This window comes from Ornithinimicrobium cerasi, assembly GCF_003702705.1.
GTDB classification, from domain to species: Bacteria; Actinomycetota; Actinomycetes; order Actinomycetales; family Dermatophilaceae; genus Ornithinicoccus; species Ornithinicoccus cerasi.
This window is the reverse complement of sequence record NZ_QZMN01000001.1, coordinates 311,823-335,601: the sequence shown is the minus strand read 5'-3', so window position 1 is coordinate 335,601 and position 23,779 is coordinate 311,823. Positions and strand designations below refer to the sequence as shown.

Annotated in this window: 23 protein-coding genes; 8 read left to right on the top strand and 15 right to left on the bottom strand. The window is 73.2% G+C overall.

What is annotated here, in order from left to right; translation table 11 throughout:
• Window positions 1-45: 45 nt before the first annotated feature.
• The 4 genes from D4B81_RS01590 to D4B81_RS01575 are packed head-to-tail and all read right to left on the bottom strand — an operon-like array spanning window position 46 to window position 4,025.
• The gene (locus D4B81_RS01590; protein ID WP_122260759.1) at window positions 46-1,257 is read right to left on the bottom strand and encodes a glycosyltransferase; all 1,212 of its coding nucleotides are present in this window, start codon (window positions 1,255-1,257) and stop codon (window positions 46-48) included.
• Window positions 1,254-2,285 carry a Gfo/Idh/MocA family protein gene (locus tag D4B81_RS01585; RefSeq protein WP_122260758.1) on the bottom strand — a complete coding sequence of 344 codons (1,032 nt, stop codon included), beginning with the start codon at window positions 2,283-2,285 and terminating at the stop codon, window positions 1,254-1,256. Before D4B81_RS01585 ends, D4B81_RS01590 begins: the two co-directional genes overlap by 4 nt.
• A gap of 8 nt (window positions 2,286-2,293) precedes the next feature.
• Window positions 2,294-3,424: a DegT/DnrJ/EryC1/StrS family aminotransferase gene (locus D4B81_RS01580; protein WP_122260757.1), complete on the bottom strand. Its 1,131-nt coding sequence runs from the start codon at window positions 3,422-3,424 to the stop codon at window positions 2,294-2,296.
• On the bottom strand, window positions 3,417-4,025 hold the full coding sequence (locus D4B81_RS01575; protein ID WP_122260756.1) for an acyltransferase: 609 nt from the start codon (window positions 4,023-4,025) through the stop codon (window positions 3,417-3,419). The genes D4B81_RS01580 and D4B81_RS01575 overlap by 8 nt, the downstream gene beginning before the upstream one ends.
• A gap of 34 nt (window positions 4,026-4,059) precedes the next feature.
• Between D4B81_RS01575 and D4B81_RS01570 the strand changes: the two genes are divergently transcribed.
• Together D4B81_RS01570 and D4B81_RS01565 are read left to right on the top strand one after the other, a co-directional pair.
• A complete protein-coding gene (locus tag D4B81_RS01570) occupies window positions 4,060-4,743 on the top strand; it encodes a glycosyltransferase family 2 protein (RefSeq protein WP_122260755.1) in 684 nt (227 codons plus the stop codon).
• Window positions 4,740-5,309, top strand: coding sequence for a DUF2304 domain-containing protein (locus D4B81_RS01565; RefSeq protein WP_202613520.1), 570 nt, complete (start codon window positions 4,740-4,742; stop codon window positions 5,307-5,309). The genes D4B81_RS01570 and D4B81_RS01565 overlap by 4 nt, the downstream gene beginning before the upstream one ends.
• A gap of 148 nt (window positions 5,310-5,457) precedes the next feature.
• Here D4B81_RS01565 and D4B81_RS01560 read toward each other — a convergent pair whose 3' ends face one another.
• Together D4B81_RS01560 and D4B81_RS01555 are read right to left on the bottom strand one after the other, a co-directional pair.
• Window positions 5,458-6,258 (bottom strand): inositol monophosphatase family protein, encoded by an 801-nt coding sequence (locus D4B81_RS01560; protein WP_237565743.1) that lies wholly within the window; start codon window positions 6,256-6,258, stop codon window positions 5,458-5,460.
• Between the two features lie 54 nt (window positions 6,259-6,312).
• Complete coding sequence (locus tag D4B81_RS01555) at window positions 6,313-7,068, bottom strand: SDR family NAD(P)-dependent oxidoreductase (RefSeq protein WP_122260753.1); 756 nt, start codon at window positions 7,066-7,068, stop codon at window positions 6,313-6,315.
• Window positions 7,069-7,290: 222 nt separating this feature from the next.
• On the opposite strand from D4B81_RS01555, the gene D4B81_RS17940 reads away from it, so the two are divergent.
• A complete protein-coding gene (locus D4B81_RS17940; protein ID WP_161964953.1) occupies window positions 7,291-8,922 on the top strand; it encodes a DUF222 domain-containing protein in 1,632 nt (543 codons plus the stop codon).
• A 112-nt stretch (window positions 8,923-9,034) separates the two neighbouring features.
• On the opposite strand, the gene D4B81_RS01535 is transcribed toward D4B81_RS17940, so the two are convergent.
• Together D4B81_RS01535 and D4B81_RS01530 are read right to left on the bottom strand one after the other, a co-directional pair.
• Window positions 9,035-10,207 carry an MFS transporter gene (locus tag D4B81_RS01535; RefSeq protein WP_337189855.1) on the bottom strand — a complete coding sequence of 391 codons (1,173 nt, stop codon included), beginning with the start codon at window positions 10,205-10,207 and terminating at the stop codon, window positions 9,035-9,037.
• A 23-nt stretch (window positions 10,208-10,230) separates the two neighbouring features.
• Complete coding sequence (locus tag D4B81_RS01530; protein ID WP_122260751.1) at window positions 10,231-10,590, bottom strand: universal stress protein; 360 nt, start codon at window positions 10,588-10,590, stop codon at window positions 10,231-10,233.
• An 89-nt stretch (window positions 10,591-10,679) separates the two neighbouring features.
• Here D4B81_RS01530 and D4B81_RS01525 point away from each other — a divergent pair, with 89 nt between their 5' ends.
• The 4 genes from D4B81_RS01525 to D4B81_RS01510 all read left to right on the top strand — a co-directional run bounded on the left by D4B81_RS01525 (window position 10,680) and on the right by D4B81_RS01510 (window position 14,870).
• Window positions 10,680-11,735, top strand: a complete 1,056-nt coding sequence (locus D4B81_RS01525) for a tripartite tricarboxylate transporter substrate binding protein (protein WP_237565742.1) — start codon at window positions 10,680-10,682, stop codon at window positions 11,733-11,735.
• Window positions 11,732-12,319 (top strand): tripartite tricarboxylate transporter TctB family protein, encoded by a 588-nt coding sequence (locus tag D4B81_RS01520; protein WP_237565741.1) that lies wholly within the window; start codon window positions 11,732-11,734, stop codon window positions 12,317-12,319. Before D4B81_RS01525 ends, D4B81_RS01520 begins: the two co-directional genes overlap by 4 nt.
• A gap of 1 nt (window position 12,320) precedes the next feature.
• On the top strand, window positions 12,321-13,826 hold the full coding sequence (locus tag D4B81_RS01515) for a tripartite tricarboxylate transporter permease (protein WP_122260750.1): 1,506 nt from the start codon (window positions 12,321-12,323) through the stop codon (window positions 13,824-13,826).
• A 171-nt stretch (window positions 13,827-13,997) separates the two neighbouring features.
• Window positions 13,998-14,870: a serine protein kinase RIO gene (locus D4B81_RS01510; RefSeq protein ID WP_122260749.1), complete on the top strand. Its 873-nt coding sequence runs from the start codon at window positions 13,998-14,000 to the stop codon at window positions 14,868-14,870.
• A gap of 86 nt (window positions 14,871-14,956) precedes the next feature.
• Here the strand turns inward: D4B81_RS01510 and D4B81_RS01505 are convergent, their stop codons facing one another.
• The 5 genes from D4B81_RS01505 to D4B81_RS01485 form a co-directional block, all read right to left on the bottom strand.
• Complete coding sequence (locus D4B81_RS01505) at window positions 14,957-15,382, bottom strand: OsmC family protein (RefSeq protein ID WP_097186382.1); 426 nt, start codon at window positions 15,380-15,382, stop codon at window positions 14,957-14,959.
• Window positions 15,383-15,489: 107 nt separating this feature from the next.
• Entirely contained in the window at window positions 15,490-16,710 is a 1,221-nt protein-coding gene (locus D4B81_RS01500) for a hypothetical protein (protein ID WP_122260748.1), read from the bottom strand.
• Window positions 16,711-16,733: 23 nt separating this feature from the next.
• On the bottom strand, window positions 16,734-17,765 hold the full coding sequence (locus D4B81_RS01495) for a diacylglycerol/lipid kinase family protein (RefSeq protein ID WP_272914050.1): 1,032 nt from the start codon (window positions 17,763-17,765) through the stop codon (window positions 16,734-16,736).
• Window positions 17,766-17,803: 38 nt separating this feature from the next.
• Entirely contained in the window at window positions 17,804-19,720 is a 1,917-nt protein-coding gene (dxs, locus tag D4B81_RS01490; protein ID WP_122260746.1) for a 1-deoxy-D-xylulose-5-phosphate synthase, read from the bottom strand.
• Between the two features lie 104 nt (window positions 19,721-19,824).
• Window positions 19,825-20,184, bottom strand: a complete 360-nt coding sequence (locus tag D4B81_RS01485; protein ID WP_097186386.1) for a hypothetical protein — start codon at window positions 20,182-20,184, stop codon at window positions 19,825-19,827.
• A 67-nt stretch (window positions 20,185-20,251) separates the two neighbouring features.
• Between D4B81_RS01485 and ppk2 the strand changes: the two genes are divergently transcribed.
• Window positions 20,252-21,112, top strand: coding sequence for a polyphosphate kinase 2 (gene ppk2 / locus D4B81_RS01480; protein ID WP_122260745.1), 861 nt, complete (start codon window positions 20,252-20,254; stop codon window positions 21,110-21,112).
• A 30-nt stretch (window positions 21,113-21,142) separates the two neighbouring features.
• Here the strand turns inward: ppk2 and D4B81_RS01475 are convergent, their stop codons facing one another.
• Window positions 21,143-22,732 (bottom strand): LLM class flavin-dependent oxidoreductase, encoded by a 1,590-nt coding sequence (locus D4B81_RS01475; protein WP_122260744.1) that lies wholly within the window; start codon window positions 22,730-22,732, stop codon window positions 21,143-21,145.
• A gap of 28 nt (window positions 22,733-22,760) precedes the next feature.
• Entirely contained in the window at window positions 22,761-23,642 is an 882-nt protein-coding gene (locus tag D4B81_RS01470) for a VOC family protein (RefSeq protein ID WP_122260743.1), read from the bottom strand.
• Between the last annotated feature and the right edge of the window lie 137 nt (window positions 23,643-23,779).

Genomic DNA, 23,779 nt, shown 5'->3' with positions numbered 1-23,779 from the left:
CAGCAGCGTGGCACCACCGGCGCCCGTCCCACAAGCAGGTCGGGGTCAGGGCCCGCGCAGCACCACGTCGGCCGCCGCCCGGCCCGTCGCCGTGAGGCTCCGGTGGGTCCGGGCCCAGTGCACGCGGGCCTCGTCCGCCGCCGGGTCGCGGCCACCCCGGTGAGCGCGGAGGGCGGCGAGCATGGCCCGCGCGACCTGACCGACGTCATACCCGACCGTCTCGCCGAGCCCGTGCTCGGCCACGTCCGCCGCGGCCGGGCCCGGTCCGGCGAAGACCACCGGTGTGCCGCACGCGACGGCGGCGATGACCTTGGTCGGGTAGGCGAAGTCGTAGCCCACCCCGGGTCGCACGCTCACCAGCGCCGCGGCGGCTCCGCGCTGCCACGCAGCCGCCTCCGCCGGTGGCGCGAGGGGTCGCAGCTCGATCGCACCGCTCGGAAGATCGTCCCGGATGCGCTGCAGCGCAGGCCAGCTGGAGCCCTGACCGAGGAAGACCAGGCGCGCGCGCGGCTCCTCACGCACCACCTCGCGCATGGCCTCGGCGAAGATCTCGGCACCCTGCCACTCCGAGGCCGTCCCGGCATACACGAGGTATGGCGTGCCCGGCGCCTCGGGGTGCGGGTCGCCTACGGGGGTGAAGACGTCGGTGTCGATGCCGTTGGGCACCACCGTGACGCTGGCGCCGGAGTCAGGACCGACGAGCGCGCGCACCCGTGCCGCAACCCCGTCGGAGACCGCCACCACGTCCCGGGCGCCGCGGAGCGCGAAGCGCTCGACCCACCGCATGACGCCGACGACGGGTGCCGGCGCCCCCATCGAGGCGGTGGCGTCCGACCAGACGTCGGCGGCGTAGTAGACGTAGGGGATCCGGGGCCCACGGAGCCCCCGCGCGGCGAGGATCACCCGGGCCACCGCCCCGGTCGTGGGGGGCGGCTCGACGACGACGACGTCGGGCCGCGGCACCGTGAGCAGGCGGAGCGCCAGCGGCAGGTCGAAGGAGAGGTAGGGCAGGTAGCCGCGCACGTACCCCGTGCTGTCGCGCAGCGCCGGCCATCGGGAGACGGTGACGCCTCCCCCGGTGTCCTCCGCGCCCGGCCCCCGCGACGGCGCGCCCCGCAGCGACGGCGGTGGCGTGGTCGTGAGGACCTGCACGGAGGCCCGGTCGGCCAGTGCGCGCACCAGCGCCGTGAGCCGGAACGTCGCCGCGGCTGACTCGGGCGCGAAGATGCGCGTGGCGAGGAGGACGCGCAGGGTCAAAGCGTGACGGTCCGGCCGGTGGCCGCGGACTCCAGGACGGCCTCGACGACGCGGAGGGTGTTGACGCCCTCGGTCATCGAGACGGTCTCCGAGGGGCGGCCCCAGAGGGCGTCGCGGAAGCCTTCCTGCTCGACCAGCAGGGGCTCGCGCCGGGCCAGGGCGAAGCGGGTGGAGTCGCCCTCGGACACCCCGCGGAAGGCCGAGACCCGGTCCCACTCGGTCGTCACGTCACCGTTCTTCACCAGCGTCAGGTCACCGGTGAGCGTGTTTGCGATCAACGCACCCTTCTCCCCGGTGGCCACGGTCTCGCGGATCTTCACCGGCGAGAGCCAGTTGACCGTGTGCGAGACGATGATCCCGCTGGCCAGCTGCCCGGTCACCACGACCATGTCCTCGTGCTGACGCCCGGAACGGTGCGTCACCTCCCCCGCCACCCGCTCGTACGTCGACCCCGCCAACCAGGCCGTCAGGTCGATGTCGTGCGTGGCCAGGTCCTTCACCACGCCCACGTCGGCGATCCGCGCCGGGAACGGACCCTGCCGGGACGTGGTGATCTGGTAGATCTCCCCCAGCTCACCGGCCCCGATCAGGCGCCGCATCTCCAGCAGCGCCGGGTTGCACCGCTCCACGTAACCGACCGCACCGACCAGCCCCGCCGCCGCGAACGCGTCCGCGACCCGCTGCCCCGAGGCCACCGTCGCCGCGATCGGCTTCTCCACCATCGTGTGCACCCCGGCCTCGCACAGCGCCAGCGCCACCTCCTCGTGCAGGTACGTCGGCACCGCCACCATCGCCGCGTCCAGCCCGGCCCCGATCAACGACGCCACGTCCGGCAGCACCTCCAGGCCACCGGCCACCCCGTGCCGGTCCCCCACCGGGTCGGCCACCGCCACCAGCTCCATGCCCTCCACCGACCGGATCACCCGGGCATGGTGACGACCCATCGAGCCCAGCCCGATCAACCCCATCCGCACCGTGCCACCCTCCGGCAGCACCCCCGCCGACCCCGGCCCCGGCGCCGACCGCATACCCGCGCTCACGCGCCCGCCCCCAGCACCGCGTGCACCGCCGCCGCGACCCGCTCCAGGTCACCGGTCGACAGGGACGGGTGCACCGGCAGCGAGATCACCTCCGCCGCCGCCCGCGCCGTGACCGGCAGCTCCCGCTCCGGCGCGAACCGCGCCAACGACACCAGCTCGTGGTTCGGCGTCGGGTAGTACACCCCGCACCCCACCCTGTGCTCCTCCCGCAACGCGGTCACCACCCGGTCCCGCTCCGCACCGCTGGCACCGGCCACCCGCACCGTGTACTGGTGGTACACGTGCGTGCACCCCTCGCGCACCGGCGGCACCACCACGACATCACCCAGCGCCGCGTCCAGCCACGCCGCGTTCGCCTGCCGCTGCGCCGTCCACGCCCCGACCTTGCCCAGCTGCACCCGACCGATCGCCGCGTGGATGTCCGTCATCCGGTTGTTCAGCCCCACCACCTCGTTCGCGTACTGCTTCTCCATCCCCTGGTTGCGCAGCAGCCGCACCCCCCGCGCGATCTCCTCGTCCGCGCACGAAACCATCCCGCCCTCCCCCGACGTCATGTTCTTCGTCGGGTACAGGCTGAACATCCCGAACACCCCGAACGACCCCACCGGAGCACCCCCGTACGTCGCCCCGTGCGCCTGCGCCGCGTCCTCGAACAACGCGATCCCCGCCTCCGCCGCCACCGCACCCAGCGCGCCCAGCTCCGCCGGGTGCCCGTACAGGTGCACCGGCATCACCGCCGCCGTCCGGTCGCTCACCGCCGCCCGCACCGACTCCGGGTCCAGGTTGAACGTGTCCTCGCTGATGTCCGCGAACACCGGCGTCGCCCCCGTCAGCGCCACCGAGTTCGCCGTCGCCGCGAACGTGAACGAGGGAACGATCACCTCATCCCCCGCCCCGATCCCCGCCGCCAGCAACCCCAGGTGCAACCCCGAGGTCCCCGAGTTCACCGCCACGCACGTCCGCCCGCCCACCAGCACGTCGGCGAACTCCCGCTCGAACGCCGCGACCTCCGGCCCCTGGGCCACCATCCCCGAGCGCATCACCCGGTCCACCGCCGCCCGCTCCTCCTCCCCGATGATCGGCCTCGCGGCAGGGATCATGGGGAGCTCGTCCGTGCGCTCAGTCATGGGTGGTGCCTTCCTCGGTCAGGGTGCCGTCGTGCTCGGTGTAGGTCGTGCCGGTGGTCGGGCAGCGCCAGCGCCCGGGGGTGTCGGTGCTCTCCAGGGGGTGGCCGGCGCGGCCGACCCAGCCGACCTGACGGGCCGGGACGCCCACCACGAGCGCGTGCGCCGGGACGTCACGGGTGACGACCGCCCCCGCGGCGACGGTGGACCAGGCGCCGATCGTCACGGGCGCCACGCAGACCGCGCGCGCCCCGATCGAGGCCCCCTCCTCCACCGTCACGCCCACCGCCTGCCAGTCGGCGGCGTCCTTCAGGGAGCCGTCCGGGTTGATGGCCCGCGGGAAGGTGTCGTTGGTCAGCACCGCGGCGGGTCCGACGAAGACGCCCCGGGCCAGCCGCGCCGGCTCGTAGACGAGGGCGTAGTTCTGGACCTTGCAGTGGTCCCCGAGCTCGACCCCCGTGCCGATGTAGGCGCCGCGTCCCACGACGCAGCCCCGGCCGAGGACCGCCTGCTCCCGCACCTGCGCGAGGTGCCAGACGGAGGTCCCGTCCCCGATGACGGCCTCCGGGGAGACGTCGGCGCTGTCGACGATGCGTGTTGCCACGGGACTCCTTGATCGGGTACGGGAGGATGGTGCCATGACCCTATCGCCCCCGATCGAGGACGCCTGGCTGGTGATCCCCCTGTTCAACGAGGCGACCGTCATCGAGGACGTCGTCCGGCGTGCGCGCCCGATCTTTCCGCACATCCTCTGCGTGGACGACGCCAGCACCGACGACTCGGCGGCCCGGGCGGAGGCCGCGGGCGCCGTCGTCGTGCGCCACCCCTTCAACCTCGGTCAGGGCGCCGCGCTCCAGACGGGTATGGCGTACGCGCTCGGCGCGACGGACGCGGCATACCTGGTGACCTTCGACGCCGACGGCCAGCACCGGGTCGAGGACGCGGCAGCGATGGTGGAACGTGCTCGCCAGGAGGATCTCGCCGTCGTCTTCGGCTCGCGGTTCCTCGACGACCGCACCCGGCCCGGGCTGCTGAAGAAGGTCGTGCTCAAGGCCGCCGTGTGGCTGACGAACCAGCAGACCGGGATGCGGCTGACCGACGCCCACAACGGGCTGCGTGTCCTGCGCCGGGACGCGGCCACCGCGCTGGACCTGCGGCAGAACCGGATGGCCCACGCGACCGAGATCGTGCTGCAGCTGGGGCGCACCGGCCTGCCCTGGGCGGAGCACCCGGTGCACATCGTCTACACCGACTACAGCAAGGCCAAGGGCCAGTCCCTGATCAACTCGGTCAACATCCTCGTCGACACGATCCTGAAGTGAGGCCGGACATGTTCGCCGCGACCACCGGGGGCGACGGGATCGTCGACCAACCCCTGATCAAGATCCTCCTGCTCGTGGCCATCGTGGTGATCACCGCGATGCTCAACGCCTCCAGCGCGGGCGCGCGGCACCAGGCGGTGCGCCGCCTCATGCTCGGCGGCTTCGTGCTGCTCGCCGCCATGGCGGTGCTCTTCCCGGTGCTGCTCACCCGGGTGGCGCAGGTGCTCGGCGTCGGCCGTGGCGCGGACCTGCTCCTCTACGGACTCACGGTGTTCTTCCTCGGCTACGTCGCCTCCTCCTACCGGCGCATGAGGCACATGGAGCAGCAGGTGACCACGCTCGCGCGGGAGATGGCGCTGCGGGCGGCGATCCACGACACGAAGGGCCATCACGTCCGGCCGGGCACCACGACCGGGGAGAAGCGAGAGCGCCTCGAGGGTCACGGCGACCCTGGGCATCAGCAGGGGCACAACCATGATGGTCGCCTCGGGGGCCGAGGCGACCATCGGCGCCCTGCCGGCGACATCGATCCGCAGGCCCCCCCACCCCGCCCCGTCGGCTCGTAGGACCCCTGGCCCGCCGGCCCCGCTCGATCGTCGGGCCTCCCGGGGCAGCAGCGACTCAGGTGAGTGGCGCGTGCACGCCATCCGAGGTGCGGCCGGGCCGTAGCCACTCAGGTGAGTGGCGCGTGCACGCCATACGAGGTGCCGCGAGCTACACCCTCATCTCCCCGAGGTGCTCGACCAGCAGCCGGTAGATGCGCTCATCGGCGGCCGCGACGATCCCGCGGGGCCGGCTGCGGGGGCCGTAGACCTCCCCGTCCGTCGTGCCGACCACGCCGCCGACCTCCTCGATCATGAGCGCACCGGGCACGTGGTCCCACGGCATCGTGCCGCCGTAGACCAGCCCGTCGCAGCCCCCCGTCGCCAGCTGCGGGTAGTCGATCCCGCAGCTGACCCAGGTGAGCCCCATCGGTCCGACCGGCCCGAGCGTGGTGCCGACGCTGCGGCGCGTGGAGGTGCGGACGTCCAGGTCCTCGGGCGCCTCGGGGGCCGCGGCGCGTCGGACCTGCACCCCGTCGCGCCACAGGCCGGACCCGCGCTCGGCGACGTAGGCCACCTCGTGCTGCGGCTGCCAGATCCACGCGCGCACGGTCTGCCCGGCCACGACCTCGGCCGCCATCACCGCGTGGTCGGGCGAGCCGTGGACGAAGTTGCGGGTCCCGTCGACGGGGTCGACGGTGAAAGCGTGGTCGGCCGCCCGGAAGGCGTCGAGGAGCCGCGCATCCCCGGCATACTCCTCCTCCCCCAGGACCATGGCCTGCGGGTATGCCGCTCGCAGGGCACGCGCGATCAGCACCTCGGCCTCCCGGTCGGCGACAGTGACGAGGTCGCCCGGGTGCGTCTTGGAGCTGATCTCGGCCTGGACGAGCGCGCGGAAGCGGGGGTTGATGACCGCCTCCGCCGTCTCCTGCAGGAGGGTCAGCACGGCGTCGGTGTCCATCGGCCTGGGCATGGACCCAGCGTGTCACGCCCGCCCCGGTGTCCCGAGGGGGGTGGGCGTGCGCGTTCAGTCGGTCAGCGGGGCACGGTGCACCTTGTGCGCGGCGGCCTGCGCGACGGGGCGGACCACCATGCGGTCGATGTTGACGTGGCCGGGCAGCGAGACGACCCAGGCCACGCACTCGGCGACGTCCTCCTGGGTCAGGGGGTCCTCGACGCCGGCGTACACCTTCGCCGCCGCCTCCTCGTCGCCGTGGAGCCGGGTGAGGGAGAAGGACTCGGAGTTCACCATGCCGGGGGCGATCTCGCTGATCCGCACCCTCGTGCCGTTGAGCTCCAGGCGCAGGGTGTCGACGACGGCGCGCTCGGCATACTTCGCGGCGCAGTAGCCACCGCCACCCTCGTAGGCCACGCCCCCGGCCGTCGACCCGATGACGACGATCGTGCCGTGCTCGGCCGCGCGCAGGGCCGGGAGGAGCGCCTTGGTGACCGACACCGTGCCGAGGACGTTCGTCTCGAACATCGTCCGCCAGCCATCCAGGTCGGCCTCCGCGACGGGGTCCATGCCGAGCGCGCCACCGGCGTTGTTGACGAGCACGTCCAGACGGTCGCCGACCTCGGCGGCCAGCCGGGCGACGTCCTGCGGGTCGGTGATGTCGACGGCGAGCGCGCGTCCGCCGATCTCGTCGGCGACCTCCCGCACCCGGTCCGCCCGGCGCGCGGTGACCCACACGTCATACCCGTCCTGCGCGAGACGCACGGCGCAGGCACGCCCGATTCCGCCGCTCGCGCCCGTCACCACTGCCGTCGGTCGAGTGCTCATGCGGTCGAGTATGCCGACAGCGCCGGTGATCCTCTCGGTCCGCCTCGACCCGGAGCGGGGCGCGCGGCGGGCGGGCGTCGTCCACACCCTCCCGACCGGGCGACACGCCGTCCACATTATCGAACACCTGTCTGAAGATGACCCTGGCTCCGCGTAGCATGGGAGCAGGAGAGGACGCCGGGGAGGGCGACCACGACGAGACCACCGGAGGGGGTGGGGAGGATGGGCGCTCATCCTGGCGTGGCGCACCGCGTCGAGGAGGTGCGGGCGGAGCTGCTCAGCCTCGACGTCGCCGCGTTGGACGACACCGAGCGACTGAGTCTGCTGCGCTCGATGGAGGACCTCACCCGGTCGCTGGCCGCCCTCGACGTCCGCACCCAGGCGGCCTTCGCGACGTCGCAGGTCGCGGCCCAGAAGGCCGCTGGCGTGCCCGCGCGGCGGCGGGGACGGGCCGTGGCCGACGACCTTGCCGCCGCGCGCAAGACCTCTCCCTACTGGGGCAGCCGTGACCTGAGCAGCGCTCGAGCCCTGGTCGAGGATATGCCGCGCACGCTCGAGGCGCTTCAGGCAGGCACCATCAACAGCTATCAGGCACGGCTGATCACCGAGGCGACCACGTGCCTCGACCGCGCCGACCGGGTCGAGGTCGACGAACGACTGGCCGCCTCGCTGGAGGGAGCCAGCAGCCGCGAGATCGGCAGCGCGGCGCGCGCGCTCGTCTACGCGGTCGACCCGGCCGGTTTCGTCCGACGCGCCCGCCGCGCAGCCCAGGACCGGGGTGTCTCCGTCCGTCCCGCCCCGGACGTGATGGCGACCCTGTCCGCCAGGCTGCCCGCCCCGGCAGCCGTCGCGTGCTACAAGGCGCTCCGTCAGCACGCCGTCGCCGCGCGGGCCAGCGGCGACCCGCGCGGGCTCAACCAGCTGATGGCGGACGAGCTGGTGGCGCGCCTGACCGGGCGCGCGGTCGTCGACGGGATCGACGTCGAGGTCGGACTGGTCATGACGGATGCCGCGGTCTTCGGAGGAGCCAGCGACGCGGCCGACCTGGAGGGCTACGGACCGATTCCGGCCGAGATGGCGCGCGACCTCCTCCGAGCCACTGTCGGCGACGAGGCGACGCCAGAGGGGACGGGCACGACCGTGCCGCCACCGTGTCCCGAGGGCGGACGGTGCACGACCTGGGACTGCCGCCTCGCGCACGGCGCGCCCCCACCCGCCGCCGGCCCCGCCGTCTCAGCCTCCGCCACCCCGACCCCCGCCTCGGGTTCCCCCACCCCACGCCCCGCCAGCTCAGTCTCCTCCACCCCGACCCCCGCCTCGGGTTCCCCCACCCCACGCCCCGCCAGCTCAGCCTCCCCCACCTCAGGCTGCCCCACCCCAGTGTCCGCCACCTCAGGTACGGGCCAGGGCGAGGGGTCGGCAAGGGCCGCCCAGGCGTGGGTGCGCCGGCTCTACGTGGACGCCGTGACCGGCCGGCTCGTCGGTCGTGATCCCCGCCGACGGGTGTTCACCGGCTCGGTGCGGGCTTTCGTCATCGCCCGGGACCGCACCTGCCGCAACTCCTGGTGCGGGGCGCCGATCCGCGACGTCGACCACGTCCTCCGGCACAGCGAGGGCGGGACCACGGACGCTGACAACGCGCGGGGCCTGTGCCACCGCTGCAACCTCGCCCGGGAGCGTGAACGACATCGCGAGCCGCGGGAGGAGTCCTACCGGCCACCGCCCCCGGTGCTCACCTCGCTGCACGGCCGCATCTCCCCAGGTGTCGACGGGGTCGACGGGGTCGACGGTGTCGACGGTGTCGAAAGGCTAGGTCCTCGTGCCCCCGACTGCTCCCGGCCGGACGTCGCGTGAGACACGCATCTGGTTCGTGGGCCTCGACGGGCCGGGGACCCGACAGGCCGGGGACCCGACGGGCCGGGGACCCGACGGGCCGAGGGTGCCGTGATCACGGAGTCACCTCGTGCTACGGACCGTCCCGTCGGAGCAGCTGCTCGGTGCCCGACAGCACCAGGACGGCGCAGGTGAGCCAGATCGCCCCGCCCGGCCCCAGGGGCGCCACCACGAGTCCTGCCAGGAGGGGGAAGGCAACCTGACCGATCCGGTTGCCCATGAGGCGTACCGCCAGGGCCTGGGAGCGCCAGTGGATCGGGACGCGGGTGGAGATCATCGTCATGGTGAGCGGCTGCCCCAGCCCGAGGAAGAACCCACCCACCGCCAGGAGGAGGCCAGCGAGCAGGGGGTCACGGATCAGGACGGGGGCCACCGTGAGGGAGAGGCCGGCGCCGAGGACCGACGTGCTGAGGAGCGACCTGCGCGACAGACGTCGGGAGAGGAACGGGAGCATGACCCGCGACACGAACCCGGCAGCGCCGCGCACGGCGAGGAGCCAGCCCACGACGACCGGAGAGACGCCGGCACGCTCCCCCACCACGGGCAGGAAGGCGATGACGATGTCCATCGTGGCCAGCAGGGCCATCGAGGCGAACATCGCCGAACCTACGCCCCGGACCCCCAGGATCTGCCGCACGGGCGCCCGCGCCGCGACCTGGTTCTCTGTGCCGGGGCTCCGGCGAGCCGTGGGCAGGGCCCCCACGGGGACCAGGAGCGCCGGCAGCGCGAGCAGGGCGAGGCCGCCCCCGGCCCACAGCGCCAGGTCGATGTCGGCCAGCCGCCCAGCCGCCTCGACCGAGCCGGCCCCGACGAGAGCCCCGCCGATCAAGGGTCCGAGTGCCTGGCCCACGCTGTACGAGGCGGTGAACCAGCCGAAACCCAGGTCCAGGTCCTCGTCGCGGGAGTACCGCGCGATCGCCGCCTGGCCGGTGATGGTGAAGAGGAGGTGCCCGACCCCCACGACGACCGTGCCCACGGCCACGCCCCAGACGTCCGGGGCGAGCGCGACGGCCGCCGCGCCGACCGCGAGCACCAGCGCCGAGCCCTGGACAAGCCTGAGCAGGCGCGGTCGCCGGTCGGTGAGCCGCGCGAGGGACAGCGCCACCAGCAACGGCACGACGGCGTACGCCGCCGTGACGAGACCGATCGTGGCCCCGTCCGCCCCGAGCGCGAGGAGCTTGTAGGACGTGACCGGTCGGACGACGTTGAGCGCCCCCTGGCAGAGGACCCCGGCCGCGACGAGCAGCCAGAGCCAGCGTCGCGCCCCCCTCAGGACTGCGCCGGCTTCACCGCGATCACGGGCACGGCCGCCTCGAGCAGGATCTGCTGTGCGGCGGAGCCCAGGAGGAGCTTGCCCACGGGGGTCCGGTGGCGCAGCCCGATGACGATGCAGGTGGCACCGACCTCGCCGGCGACGTCCAGCAGCTCGCCGACGACGTCGCGGCTGCGCCCGTCAGGGAGCCGGACGCTGACCTGGACGCCCTCGCCGGAGATCTCGTCGGCGGTGACGCTCTGTCCGGACAGCGGGAAGACCAGCAGGTCCTCCCCCCGGCGTCGAGCCTCGTCCAGGGCGGCGTCCTGTGCTGCGACGCCCTCCGGCGTGGTGGTGTGGGCGAGCACGACGGTCATCGGCGACACCTTCCAGTTGACGAAACGCGACGTTCTTGACGCGACGTAAGCCATAGTAGAGGTCTGTCACGCGAGGAGAGCAGGACGACATGAGCACCGCAGCCGGCAGCCAGCCCCCCACCGAGGCCGCTCCCCGGACCGACGCCGACCACGGGAGGGCGCGCCGAGGGCCTGTGCCGATGATCGTCTACGGCCTGGTGGCCGCCCTGATCGTCGGGTGGGCGCTCACCGCGTCCGTGCGCTCGGCCCACAGCGGCCAGGACCTGCGTGCCAACCTCACCCTCATCGCCCCCGCGGGGGCGGGCGGTGGCTGGGACACCTTCACGCGCGAGCTGCAGGCGGCGATGCGCGCTCAGAAGGTCGTCAACAACGCCCAGGTCGTCAACATCCCGGGCGCCGGCGGGACCATCGGGCTGGGCAAGTACAGCACCATGGACGGGCAGGCCGACACGCTGCTGACGAGCGGCACGGTGATGGTCGGGGCGATCGCGCTCAACGACTCCCCCGTCACGCTCGAGGACGTGCGCCCGATCGCCAGGATCTCCGAGGAGTACGACGTCATCGTCGTGCCGGCCGACTCGCCCTACCAGTCCATCGACGACCTGGTCGCCGACTGGACGCAGGACCCCAAGGCCTTCCCCTGGACCGGGGGGTCGGCGGGCGGCCTGGACCATCTCATCGTCGCCGACCTGGCGCTGAAGAACGACATCGGTCCCGACGAGGTCACCTACATCCCCAAGTCCGGTGGGGCCGAGGCCATCCAGGTGCTCACCTCGGGCGGGGCGCGGGCGGCGGTCAGCGGCTACAACGAGTTCGCCGACCAGATCGAGGCGGGCCGGATGAGGGGTCTGGCCATCGTCTCCCCCGAGCCGGTCGAGGGCATCGACATGCCGACCCTCGTGGACCAGGGCTACGACGTGGCCATGACCAACTGGCGGGGTCTGCTCGCTCCCGCCGGGATCACGGACGAGCAGTTCGCGGAGCTGGAGGAGATCGTCGCCGAGACGGTCCAGACGCCGGAGTGGAAGGACGCGATGGAGCGCAACAAGTGGGCCGACGTCTTCCTCGTCGGACCGGAGCTGGAGGACTTCCTCGTCGAGGACACCGCGACGATCGAGGCCCTGGTCGAGGAGCTGGGCCTGTGAGCAGCCCGACGGGTCCGACACCCGAGACCTCCGCGCAGCTGCAGGACGTCCCGCCCCCGGTCCGCACGGCCGTCGGGACGGACACCGCCGACCGCGGTTTCTGGCACGGTCGCTCCGGGCTCGTGCTGGCCGCCCTGATGGTGGCCTTCAGCCTCTACCTCGTCTACGGCATCGTCACCATGGAGGTGCCGGAGGGGACCGACTTCCCAGGCCCGGCGTTCTTCCCCACGATCCTCGTGGTGGTCGCGCTGGTCCTCGCCGTACTCCTCGTCCTGCACTACCTGCGCTCACCGGAGGTGCCCGAGGCCCCGGCGTCCCCGGACGGCCGGACCTGGCGCACGCACAGCGACTGGACGTCGGTCGCCTGGTGCGTCGCCGGCTTCTTCCTCTTCGCCCTGACCCTGGAGTGGCTCGGCTGGATCCTCGCCGCCGCCCTGCTTTTCTGGTTCGTGGCCCGGGGTATGGGGTCGCGCCGCCCGGTCTTCGACGTCACCCTCGCCCTCCTCATGTCCTCGGCCGTCTACCTCGCCTTCGCCGAGGGGCTCCAGCTCAACCTGCCGGCCGGCTTCCTCGGAGGGATCTGACATGGAGTCGATCGAGCTGCTGCTGCAGGGGTTCGGCGGTGCGCTGACCCCCGCGAACCTGATGTGGGTTCTCCTCGGGTGCCTGCTCGGCACCGCCGTCGGCGTGCTCCCCGGCCTCGGGTCCTCGATGGCGGTCGCCCTGCTGCTGCCGATGACCTTCGCCCTCGACCCCACCGCCGCCTTCATCATGTTCGCCGGTGTCTACTTCGGCGGGCTCTTCGGCGACTCCACGATGGCCATCCTCATGAACACGCCCGGGCAGGCCTCGGCCATCGCCTCGACCTTCGAGGGTCACCGGATGGCCAAGGACGGGCGGGCGGCCCAGGCGCTGGCCACCGCGGCCATCGGGGCCTTCATCGGCGGGATGACCGCGGCCGTCGTGGTCGTCTTCCTGGCCCCCCAGCTCGCCGCGTGGTCGGCCAACTTCGGCTCGGCCGAGTTCTTCGCCCTGGCCCTGTTCGCCTTCGTCGCCACCTCCTCGGTCGTCTCGGACTCCGCCGTCAAGGGCCTCGCCTCGCTGGTGCTGGGCCTGGGCATCGCGACCGTCGGCATCGACGCCACGTCCGGGACGGAGCGCGGGACCCTGGGGGTCCCCGAGATGTTCGACGGCATCTCCCTCGTCACCGTCACCGTGGCCGTCCTCGCGCTGGGCGAGGTGTTCCACATGGCCGCCCGCATCCGGCGTGACCCGCACGCCGTCGCCATGCGCCCCTCAGGCCGCCCCTGGCTGAGCGGCGCGGAGTTCCGCGAGGCCGCCCCCGCCTGGGCGCGCGGGACGGCGATCGGCCTGCCCTTCGGCGTCATCCCCGTCGGCGGCGCCGAGGTCCCCACGTTCATGGCCTACGACCTCGAGCGGCGCCTCGACCGGCGTCGGGCCCGCCCCACCTTCGGCCGCGGCTCGATCCGCGGTCTCGCGGCCCCCGAGGCGGCGGGCAACGCCACCACGGGCACCGCGATGGGTGCGCTCCTCGCGCTGGGCCTGCCTGTCTCGGCCACCGCGGCCATCATGCTCGCGGCGTTCCGCCAGTACGGCCTGCAGCCCGGACCTCTGCTCTTCGACCGCGCCCCGGACCTCGTCTGGTCCCTGCTCGCCAGCTTCTTCGTGGCCATGGTCGTGCTGCTCATCATCAACCTGCCCTTCGCCCGGATCTGGGCCAAGCTCCTGCTCATCCCGCCCCCCTACCTCTACGCCGGCATCACCATGTTCTGCGGGCTGGGCGTCTACGCCACGTCGGGGTCGCGCTTCGACCTGTTCATGCTGCTGGGTATCGGGATCGTCGGCTTCGTCCTGCGCCGGCACGGCGTCCCGCTGGCGCCGCTGATGATCGGCATGGTGCTGGGACCGCTCGCCGAGACGTCGCTGCGCGACGCCCTCCTCTCCTCCAACGGGGACTACTCGGTCCTCGTGGGGAGCTGGATCACCCTGCTCCTGTATGGCGTGCTGCTGCTGGTCGTCCTCCTCACCGTCCGCAGCAAGATCGTCAGCAGGACCCGCAAGGACGTCTGAGCACCCGCGGCGGAAAACCCGTTGCGCCTCGCGGCCGTGTCGGGTCACCCTGGTCGCCTGACCTGAGCGCGCACGGCATACCGCCCGCGCCCTGACCGGAAGGAGGAGCGATGTCCGACGCATGCCGCGGTCCCCGGACCGTCCTCGCCCCTCTTCCTCTCAGGAGTTCTCGTGCACAGTGCACACCCACGCACCACCACGGGTGACGTCGACCCGTTCTTCGTCTTCGACTACGTGCCGATCGACCAGGTCGAGACGGCCACCGACCAGCAACGCCCCACGACCTACTGGGACGTCGAGCGCGGCCAGCGCGGGCCCCAGCCGGTCCCGGCCTGGCTGGTGACCGACGCCGGCGCGCTCGACACCGAGCTCGGCGTGCTCAAGACCGGCAAGGAGGCCGACGTCTTCCTCCTCGAGCGGGCCGCGCGGCACGCCGCCGGCCGGGGCGAGGCGTGCCTGCTCGCCGCCAAGCGCTACCGGGACGCCGAGCACCGCAGCTTCCACCGCGACAGCCTCTATGTGGAGGGTCGCGGGGTGCGCCGCAGCCGCGACCAGCGGGCCCTCGAGCGCAAGTCCGGCTACGGCCGCCAGATCGCGGCCGGGCGCTGGGCCCAGGCCGAGTGGGTGGCCCTGTGCACGGCCTGGGACGCCGGCGTGCCGGTCCCCTACCCGGTGTCGGTCCAGGGCACCGAGCTGCTCATGGAGTTCGCCGGCGCACCCGACGGCGCGGCCGCCCCCCGGCTGGCCCAGGCGCGGGCCGACGTCGACCTCCTCGACCACTGCTGGGAGCAGGTGGTGCAGATCGTCCTCGGTCTGGCCGGGATCGGCTGGGCCCACGGGGACCTGTCGGCCTACAACCTGCTCCTGCACGGTGAGGTCGTCCTGGCGATCGACATGCCCCAGGTCGTCGACGTCGTGGCCAACCCTCGCGGGCCGGAGCTGCTGCACCGCGACTGCGCCAACGTCGCGACGTGGTTCGGGTCCCAGGGCGTCCGTGCGGATGCGGACGCGCTGTTCGCCGAGGCCGTGGCGCTGGCGCTGTGACGGGCGGCCGGTGCCCCGAGGGGACACCACCGAACCGGGCAGGTCGGAGCCTGCCCGGGCCGGTGGTCCCAGGGGTGCGACTGACCTCAGGCCAGCTCGGCCGTCAGGGTGATCTCGGTGCCGGCGAGGGCCTGCGACACGGGGCAACCGGTCTTGGCCTCCTCGGCGATCCGCTGGAAGTCCTCCTCGCCGAGGTCGGGGACCTGGCCGCGCACGGTGAGGTGGATGCCGGTGATGCCCTCGCCCGGCACGAAGGTGACGTCCGCCCGGGTGTCCAGCTGGGTCGGCGGCGTGCCGGCCTTGGCCAGCATGTTGCTGAAGGCCATCGAGAAGCACGCGGCGTGGGCCGCGCCGATGAGCTCCTCGGGGTTGGTGACCTTCTGGCCCTCCTCGGTGCGACCCTTCCAGTGAATGTCGAACGTTCCCAGGCCGGAGCTGTCCAGGCGGGCGGTGCCCGATCCCTCGAAGAGGCTGCCGTTCCAGGTCGCGCTTCCGGTGCTGACGAGTGCCATGTGTGTCTCCTCCTCGTGCGGTCGGGCGATCCGGCCGCGTCGTCCCCCATCCTGCCGATGCCCGGACCGGCGGGCAACGCGGGGGCGGTCCCGAGGAGTCCTGGCGGTCAGAGGCCCGGGTCGACCGCGGCGACCCCCGGGGCACCGGCCACCTCGTCCGTAGCCCTCTCGATCGCCTCGACGTCCGCCGCGAGCTCGCGCTCCAGACGCTCCCGCTGCTGCGGCGAGAGGTCCACCAGGGCGAGCTGGGCCCGTGTCTCCTCGGCCACCTCCCGCGCCTGGTCCACCCGGACCAGCCCGAGCCGCACGGCGTGCGCGGCGGCCCCCGCGTAGGTGTCGAAGACGTGCACCCCCTGCTCGGCCCAGCGGGCTCGAGCGGCGGGGTCGAGGTCGGTGACGTTGTGCAGCAGCGTCCCGACGATGTGTCCCGGGTCACGCTGGTGCATCTGCGCCCCCACCTGCCCGTCCGCCTGCCCGCTGTCCCCGATGAACACCATGCGGCACTCCGGGAAGAGCAACCGGTCGCGCTCCATGTTCTGGATCTTGCGCTCGGCGATCCGCTCCTTGGTGTGCAGGTTGAGGAGGCTGCCGCCCAGCACCGCGTGCGGCGGCAGGCCCAGCTCGGACAAGCCGTTGAGCGTGTACTGCTCCACCAGCCCCCGAGGCCCGCCGGGACGCGCGGTGACGAAGGTCAGGTCACCCGGCCGGGAGGGCTCCTCGGCCGCCCCCTCGTCGAGAGCGTGGAGCAGGGCCACGATCCCCGGGTAGACCGTCCCCCTCGGGTAGCGGTCGTCGTGGATGGCGCACTTGAGCGTGTCGTCGATGTCGCACAGGACCCGGAGGTCGGACGTGGGGTCGACGCTCGCCTGCTCGGCGATGTGCGCGAGGACACGCTCCCGCAGGTCCTCGTCGAGGTCGGTGAAGACGAGGTGCTCGAGGTCGTGGTGGTCACCGGTCGCGTTCAGCCGGTACTTCAGGTCGTGGAAGCTCCCACCGGTCCGGGACAGCAGCACGTCGGCGATCGTCTCCTGGTGCTCGCGCTGCCTGACCACCGGGTGCAGGGCCCCGACCACCGTCGCCAGCGACGTCGTCGACAGGTCCCCTCGACGCTGGTGGAGAAGCAGGTCGACCAGCTCGGTCCGGTGGTCAGGCCCCCAGACATGGTCGTCGATGTCACCGATCACGCCGTCGAGGTCGAGGTCGCCCAGGACCGCGTCGAGCTCGGCGGGCGGTGCCTCGCGCAGGATCTCGATCACCTGCCGCTCGGCGTCCGCCCCGGTGCGCCAGCCCGAGGTGAGTGCGGTGATCTGGGTCGCGCGGGGGTCCATGTCACTCCTGAGCAGGTATGCCGTCAGCGCGCCACCCGGAGCGCCGCGGGGAGCAGGGTCAGCTCGGCCCCGACGATAGCCGGTATGACGTCGCCGTCCACCTGGGCCAGGACCGGGTCACGGGAGGTGACCACGACCCTCCGGGCGTCCCGGTAGCGCAGGGCGGGTCGGTCGACGGGGTAGCGCCCACCCCGCCCGTCCCCGACCCTGCCCAGACCGGTGGCCGCGATGCGCGCCCAGTCGAGCGGTCCGGAGGGCGCCACGAGGACGGTGTGCAGCACGCCGTCGTCCAACCTGGCCCCGGGGACCACCCGCGCACCTGCCGGCAGCCGGGCGGCGTTGACCGCGAGGAGGGTCCACAACGGCCCGGCGTCGACCGTCGCGCCGTCGATGATGAGGTCCAGGGCGTGCCCAGCGTGGCGCAGACGGCGCACCCCGGGCAGGAAGTAGGCCAGCCAGCGCAGCCGCTCCTTCAGGGCCGGGGTCACGGCGGCCAGGGTCGCCGCGTCGTGACCCAGCCCCGCGACGACGAGGAAGGGATGGCTGCTCCACCCACCGGCGGCGTCGGCGAGCGTCGCCCGGCCGAGGTCCGTGGGCCGGCCCGGCGCAGAGACGGCCTTGCGCGCGGCCTGCCGGAGGTCGCGCGTCCCCAGCAGCGCGCTGCGGGCGAAGAGGTTGGCGGTCCCGACCGGGACGACGCCGAGGACGACGTGCGCGGGAGGTGGTCCGGTCGCGTCGTCAGGTGCGGTCGCGTGGCGGGCGGCGGTCGCGTCGGCCGGTGCGGCTTCCTCCGCGGGTGCGGTCGCGGCAGGGAGACCGTTCGCCCCGGCCGCAGCGGTCGCGAGGGCTCCGGCGACGAGCCGGACCGTGCCGTCACCGCCCGCGACGACGATCCGACGCGCACCCCTCGCCAGCGCCTCCCGCACCTGGCCGGGGCCCGGGTCGCGGACGGTCGTGCTCAGGACGAGCGGACCGGGGTCGCCGACGTCGGAGCAGGCCCGCTCGACGGCGGCGACCGCCTCCCGCGCGCGACGGGACACCGGGTTGACGACCAGCGCGACCCGAACGACGTGGTGCGAAGGCCGCAGCCCGCTCAGGCCGTGCGTCCCGTGAGCGAGCTCGCGAGCCGGCCCGAGAGCGAGGTCGCGACGGAGTCCGCCGTGAGGCCGATCCGGTCCAGGACCTGGGCCCGGGAGCCGTGGTCGAGGAACTGGGCGGGGACGCCGTAGCCGTGCACCGGCACGGTGAGGCCCTCGTCGTCGAGCCGCTGCCGCACCTGCCCGGCCACCCCGCCCACCACGCTGTCCTCGACGACCGCGACGGTCCTCGCGCCGCGGGCGAGCTCGACCAGGTCATCGCTCACCGGCAGCACCCACCGGGGGTCGACGACCATGACCGAGCGACCCTCGGCCTGCAGCTTGTCGGCCACCTCGAGCGCCGTGGCCGCCATCGACCCGATGCCGACGACGAGCAGGTCGACCGGGTCGAGCGCGGACAGATCCCCGGCTGGGCCCCGCTCGGGCTCGCGGAGCACGTCCACCGTGCCGACGGTCCGCACCGCCTCGAGCGGCGCACCGACCGAGCCCTTGGGGAAGCGCACCACCGTGGGGGCGTCCTCCACCGTGACCGCCTCGCGCAGCGCCCTCGCGACCTGCTGGCCGTCACGCGGTGCGGCGACCCGCACACCGGGCACCATGCCGAGCAGGGTCAGGTCCCACATCCCGTTGTGGCTGGCTCCGTCGGTGCCCGTCACCCCGGCGCGGTCGAGCACGAAGGTGACGCCCTGGCGGTGCAGCGCGCAGTCCATGAGGAGCTGGTCGAAGGCCCGGTTGAGGAAGGTGGCGTAGACGCAGACCACCGGGTGCAGGCCCGCGTAGGACAACCCGGCCGCCATCGTCACGGCGTGCTGCTCGGCGATGCCGACGTCGAAGACCCGCTCCGGGAAGCGCTCCGCGAAGGGCTGCAGGCCGACCGGGATGAGCATCGCGGCGGTGATCGCGACGATGTCCTCCCGCTCCTTGCCCAGCCGCACCAGCTCGTCGCTGAACTCGTCCGTCCAGCTGCGCCCGCTCAGCTCCAGCGGCAGACCGGTCTCGGGGTTGATCTTGCCGACCGCGTGGAAGCGGTCCGCCTCGTCCGCCGTGGCGGGGTCGTAGCCGTGGCCCTTCTCGGTGAGGGCGTGCACGAGCACCACCCCGCCGAAATCGTGCGCCCTGCGCAGGGCCGTCTCCATCGCCTCGACGTCGTGACCGTCGACCGGTCCGAGGTACTTCAGGCCGAGATCCTCGAACATCCCCTGCGGGCTGACGATGTCCTTCAGGCCTTTCTTCATGCCGTGGAGGGTGTCGTAGACCTGTCGGCCGACCACGGGGGTGCGGTTCAGCTGCCGCTTGCCCCAGGACAGCACGCTCTCGTACTCCGGCGTCGCGCGCAGCGAGGCGAGGTAGTCGGCCATGCCGCCCCGGGTGGCCGCGTAGGACCGCTCGTTGTCGTTGATGACGATGATGAGGGGCAGGTCGCGGTGCTCGGCGATGTTGTTGAGCGCCTCCCACACCATCCCCCCGGTGAGCGCACCGTCCCCGATGACCGCGACGGTGTGCCGTCCGGTCTCGCCGCGCAGCTTGCGCCCGCTCGCGATGCCGATCGCCCAGGACAGCGAGGTCGAGGCGTGGGAGTTCTCGACGACGTCGTGGTCGGACTCGGCCCGGCTCGGGTAGCCGGACAGACCGCCCTCCTGGCGCAGGGTGGAGAAGTCGTGCCGGCCGGTGAGGAGCTTGTGCACGTAGCCGATGTGCCCGGTGTCGAAGAGGATCGTGTCGCGGGGGGAGTCGAAGACCCGGTGCAGGGCGATCGTCAGTTCGACGACGCCGAGGTTGGGGCCGAGGTGGCCCCCGGTCCGGGACACCGACGTGATGAGGTAGTCCCGGATCTCCGCCGCCAGCTGGTCGACCTGTCGCCGTGACAGCCCCTTGAGGTCGCTGGGGCCGGTGATGGTGCGCATGAGTGCCACAGGGGTGCGTCCTTCTGCGGTCGTCTCGACCACGTCGGCGATGAACCCCGCCAGTGTAGGTGGCGCACGCTGGGGAGTGGCTGTACGCCCGTGGTGACCGCGCCTCAGCGCATCGGGGCACGCAGCCGCAGCGCCTCCAGGAGCAGGCCCGCGGACCGGTGGGCGGCCCGCAGCCGCAGCCCCTCGCGCGCCAGCGCGTCGAGGACGTCGCCGAGGCTCCCCGGCGGGAGCAGCGGCCCCAGCTCCGGACGCACGTCCCGCCAGGCGCCGCGCATCGCCTCGAGCTCGGACTGGAGGTGCCGGGTCGCGATCCAGGCGAGGGCTGCGGGGTGCTTGCGCCAGGCCCGGTAGGAGCGGTAGTCGGCCGGGCACTGGTCCAGCAGCCAGGACACCGCAGCCTCCTCCCAGCCCGGCACCCCCGCGGGCGGGACCCGGTCCGGCCATCCTGGAGGTCCGCTCGACATACGAACAAGTGTACGACTCCGGTCCGACACCGGGCGCGCGACGGCATACCCGGTGCACCATGGTCCGATGGCGACCTCCAAGGACCCCACCCACCGGCTCGACCGCAAGGTCTACGAGGCCGAGCTCTTCCGGCTCCAGGGTGAGCTGGTCAAGCTCCAGGAGTGGATCCGCGACACCGGGCAGCGCGTGGTGGTCCTCTTCGAGGGGCGGGACGCCGCCGGCAAGGGCGGCGCGATCAAGAGGGTCACCGAGTACCTCTCCCCCCGGCAGACGCAGATCGTCGCCCTGCCCGCCCCGACCGAGCGGGAGCGCACGCAGTGGTACTTCCAGCGCTACGTCGAGAACCTCCCGGCCGCCGGCGAGATCCGCCTCTTCGACCGCTCCTGGTACAACCGCGCCGGGGTCGAGCGCGTCATGGGCTACTGCACCCCCGAGGAGCACCGGCGCTTCCTGCACCAGTGCCCCATCTTCGAGCGGATGCTCGTCGAGGAGGGGATCATGCTGCGCAAGTACTGGTTCTCGGTCTCCGACGACGAGCAGGAGCGGCGCTTCCGCTCGCGGATGAAGGACCCGATGCGCCGGTGGAAGCTGTCCCCCACCGACCTGGAGAGCCTGACCCGCTGGGAGGCCTACAGCCGCGCCAAGGACGAGATGCTCGTCCACACCGACATCCCCGAGGCCCCGTGGAACGTCGTGGAGAGCGACGACAAGCGCTCGGCGCGGATCAACATGATCGCCCACCTGCTGGCGAGCATCCCCTACGAGGAGGTGGAGCTGCCCCGGCTGCGGATGCCCGAGCGCCCGGCCTCGACGGGCTACGAGCGCACCGACCGCTCGCTGCAGACCGAGGTGCCCGACCACGCCGCCGAGGTCGGACGGCGCGAGGGCAGGCCCGTGCACCGTCGACACCGGGAGGACATGGGGTGAGGACGCCCCCGGTGGGGCGGGGCGCGACGGTCAGGCGAGGCCGTGGCGAGCCAGCGGCCCGGCCAGCTCGCGCTCCTCGTAGGACAGGTGTGAGAGCAGCGTGTCGGTGAGCAGGTCGACGCTGCGGCCCAGCTCGTCCAGGGCCGCGCTCCCCGCCTGCCCGTAGGTGTCCTGCCCGACGAGCTCCACCAGGGCCCGGTCGAGCCGGTCCAGCACGTCGGCGATCACCTCGTGCTCCTCCTCGAGCCGGTCGAGCACCGGCCCCACGCCCGGCTCGGAGCGGCGCAGGTGCGGGAAGACCGACCGGTCCTCGAGGGTGTGGTGCCCGGTCACCATCCGGCAGTACGACTCGCAGAACGCCCCCAGCGTCCAGTTGTTCTGGCGCATCGCCATCGTGTTGATGACCGAGCGCGCCTGGCCGACCTCGAGGTGTCCGCGGCGGACCTGGTCCACGACGTCGCGCACCCGCGCGAGCTCAGCGCGCAGGTGGTCGTGGACGTCGACGAGGTGCTGGGGCGCCGCGAGCTGCTGACGTGTGTAGGCCGTCGGCGCGCCGGCGGGCGAGGGGGTCCTCGGGCGGGCGGCCTCGTCCCACGCCAGCTCGCCGGTGAGCCGCGTGCCGTCGTCGGGCGTGGGACTGACGCCCACCTCCACCGGTGCGGTCCCGGCCCCCGGGGCGGGCCGGGCTCCCCCGGCCGCTTCGACCCTGTCCATGTCCCTGTCCCCGTCCACCGCCCGGCCGGTGTCGACGAGATCGCGCAGCGCGGGCCCCACCTCCTCCGCGAAGATCCGGACCGTGACCGGGTCGTCCGTGGCGAGGACGAAGGAGGACATGCCCTCCTCCAGCACGAGCGCCGCGAGCTGCTCGGCCCAGTCCTCGGCGTGGCCGTGGAGCCCGTCGCCAGCACCGCGCCTCTGCCCGAGGGTCCCGTGGACGTTGTAGAGGCGCACGACGTCCTCGGGCGCCCGGCCCGCCCTGACCGCAGCCTCGTCGATGCGCGCGTTCGCCTCCGCCAGCCGCGCGGGCGGCAGGTAGCCCATGCTGGGCAGCCACCCGTCGGCCAGGCGCCCGGTGACGCCGAGCATCCGCGGCCCGTAGGCCCCGACCCAGATGCCCGGGCTCCCGCCCGGCTGCGGTCCGGAGCGCAGGCCTCGCACCCGGTAGTGCTCGCCCTCGGCCCGCACCGAGCCCTCGCCCCGCCAGAGCTGGCGGGCGATGTCGATCGCCTCGACCAGCGCGTCGACGGCCTCCCCCGGGCTCCGGCGAGGGCCGCCCGCAGCCACGATCCCGTCCCAGAAGGCACCGGCGCCGATGCCGAGGTCGGCACGTCCGCCGGAGAGCAGGTCCAGCGTCGCGATGGTGCGCGCGAGCACGACCGGAGCCCGCAGCGGCAGGTTCGCGACGTTGTGCGAGAGGCGCACCCTGGTCGTGCGGGCGGCGATCCAGGTGAGCAGCGTCGAGGTGTCGAGATGCCCCGCGTTGTAGGGGTGGTCCTGGATGCTGACCAGGTCCAGACCCGAGCTGTCGGCAAGGACCGCCAGGTCGACCGCCCGTTGCGGGTCCGCCGCGTCAGGGGTCGGGAAGATGCCGAGCCGCACGTCGTGGCCGTAGTCGGTCACCGGCTCACCCTCCCACCCGCGGCGGCGCTCATGACCCGGCGACGCGGACCTGGATGCGGTTGGCCCACGGGTCCTCGAAGGAGACCGTGCGCCCGTCGTCGGCGGCCTGCACACCCACGTGCCGCATCCGCTCCGTCAGCGCGCCGACGTCGTCGCTGGTCGGCAGCTCGATGTCGACCTGCCCCAGGCCCAGCGTGGGGAAGCGCCGGCCCGCGCCGCGGCTCGTCCAGACGTTCATCGCCATGTGGTGGTGGTAGCCGCCGGCGCTGACGAACAGCGCCTGGTTGCCCAGCTCGGCGGTCGTGTCGAAACCGAGCCGGTCGACGTAGAACTCGCGAGCGGTGCGGGTGTCCCCCACGGAGAGGTGGACGTGGCCGACGACCGCGTCCGAGGAGCCCGGCGCCTGCAGCGCCTCCGGCGTGAGGTGCTGGCGGAGGAAGTCGTTCGGGTCGAGGTGGAGGGTGGCCATCTCGACCTGCCCGTGCACCCAGCTCCACTGCGTCCGGTCGCGGTCCCAGTAGAGCTCGATCCCGTTGCCCTCGGGGTCGTCGAGGTAGAACGCCTGGCTGACCAGGTGGTCGGCGCTGCCGGTGAACCGCTGCGGCGCCTGCTGCGCGACCGAGGCCAGCACGGCCGCGAGGGCGGTCCGGGTCGGGAAGAGGATGGCGGTGTGGAACAGCCCTGCGGACCCGGGCGTGGCGTGCCGCAGCTGCGGGCTGTGCCGCAGGTGCACCACCGGTGTCGTCCCGCGGCCGAGGGTGACGACGGGGCCCTCCTCGGAGATCACCTGGAGGGTGATGACGTCACGGTAGAACGCCGTCATGCCGGCGAGGTCGGCGACGTCGAGCGTGACCGGACCCATCGTGGTGTCGGCGGCGAGACGGTCTGGGCTGGTGGACTGCAGGGTCATGACGCTCCTCAGTGTATGACGTGTCACCTATCTTAACCCCGGGGCCGTCCCCGGCATTCCCCAGACCGTCGGGCCGGAGGTGGACCGCTGCACGCGGACGCCCCGTCGACCGGGTGGTCGACGGGGCGTCCCAGGGC

What these genes read in the sequence shown, in the direction of transcription:
- D4B81_RS01585 (WP_122260758.1), bottom strand. Translation starts at nt 2,285, where the DNA reads ATGCGGTCGGCGCCGGGGCCGGGGTCGGCGGGGGTGCTGCCGGAGGGT.
- D4B81_RS01580 (WP_122260757.1), bottom strand. Translation starts at nt 3,424, where the DNA reads ATGACTGAGCGCACGGACGAGCTCCCCATGATCCCTGCCGCGAGGCCG.
- D4B81_RS01570 (WP_122260755.1), top strand. Translation starts at nt 4,060, where the DNA reads ATGACCCTATCGCCCCCGATCGAGGACGCCTGGCTGGTGATCCCCCTG.
- D4B81_RS01560 (WP_237565743.1), bottom strand. Translation starts at nt 6,258, where the DNA reads ATGCCCAGGCCGATGGACACCGACGCCGTGCTGACCCTCCTGCAGGAG.
- D4B81_RS01555 (WP_122260753.1), bottom strand. Translation starts at nt 7,068, where the DNA reads ATGAGCACTCGACCGACGGCAGTGGTGACGGGCGCGAGCGGCGGAATC.
- D4B81_RS17940 (WP_161964953.1), top strand. Translation starts at nt 7,291, where the DNA reads ATGGGCGCTCATCCTGGCGTGGCGCACCGCGTCGAGGAGGTGCGGGCG.
- D4B81_RS01530 (WP_122260751.1), bottom strand. Translation starts at nt 10,590, where the DNA reads ATGACCGTCGTGCTCGCCCACACCACCACGCCGGAGGGCGTCGCAGCA.
- D4B81_RS01525 (WP_237565742.1), top strand. Translation starts at nt 10,680, where the DNA reads ATGAGCACCGCAGCCGGCAGCCAGCCCCCCACCGAGGCCGCTCCCCGG.
- D4B81_RS01515 (WP_122260750.1), top strand. Translation starts at nt 12,321, where the DNA reads ATGGAGTCGATCGAGCTGCTGCTGCAGGGGTTCGGCGGTGCGCTGACC.
- D4B81_RS01505 (WP_097186382.1), bottom strand. Translation starts at nt 15,382, where the DNA reads ATGGCACTCGTCAGCACCGGAAGCGCGACCTGGAACGGCAGCCTCTTC.
- D4B81_RS01500 (WP_122260748.1), bottom strand. Translation starts at nt 16,710, where the DNA reads ATGGACCCCCGCGCGACCCAGATCACCGCACTCACCTCGGGCTGGCGC.
- D4B81_RS01485 (WP_097186386.1), bottom strand. Translation starts at nt 20,184, where the DNA reads ATGTCGAGCGGACCTCCAGGATGGCCGGACCGGGTCCCGCCCGCGGGG.
- ppk2 (WP_122260745.1), top strand. Translation starts at nt 20,252, where the DNA reads ATGGCGACCTCCAAGGACCCCACCCACCGGCTCGACCGCAAGGTCTAC.
- D4B81_RS01470 (WP_122260743.1), bottom strand. Translation starts at nt 23,642, where the DNA reads ATGACCCTGCAGTCCACCAGCCCAGACCGTCTCGCCGCCGACACCACG.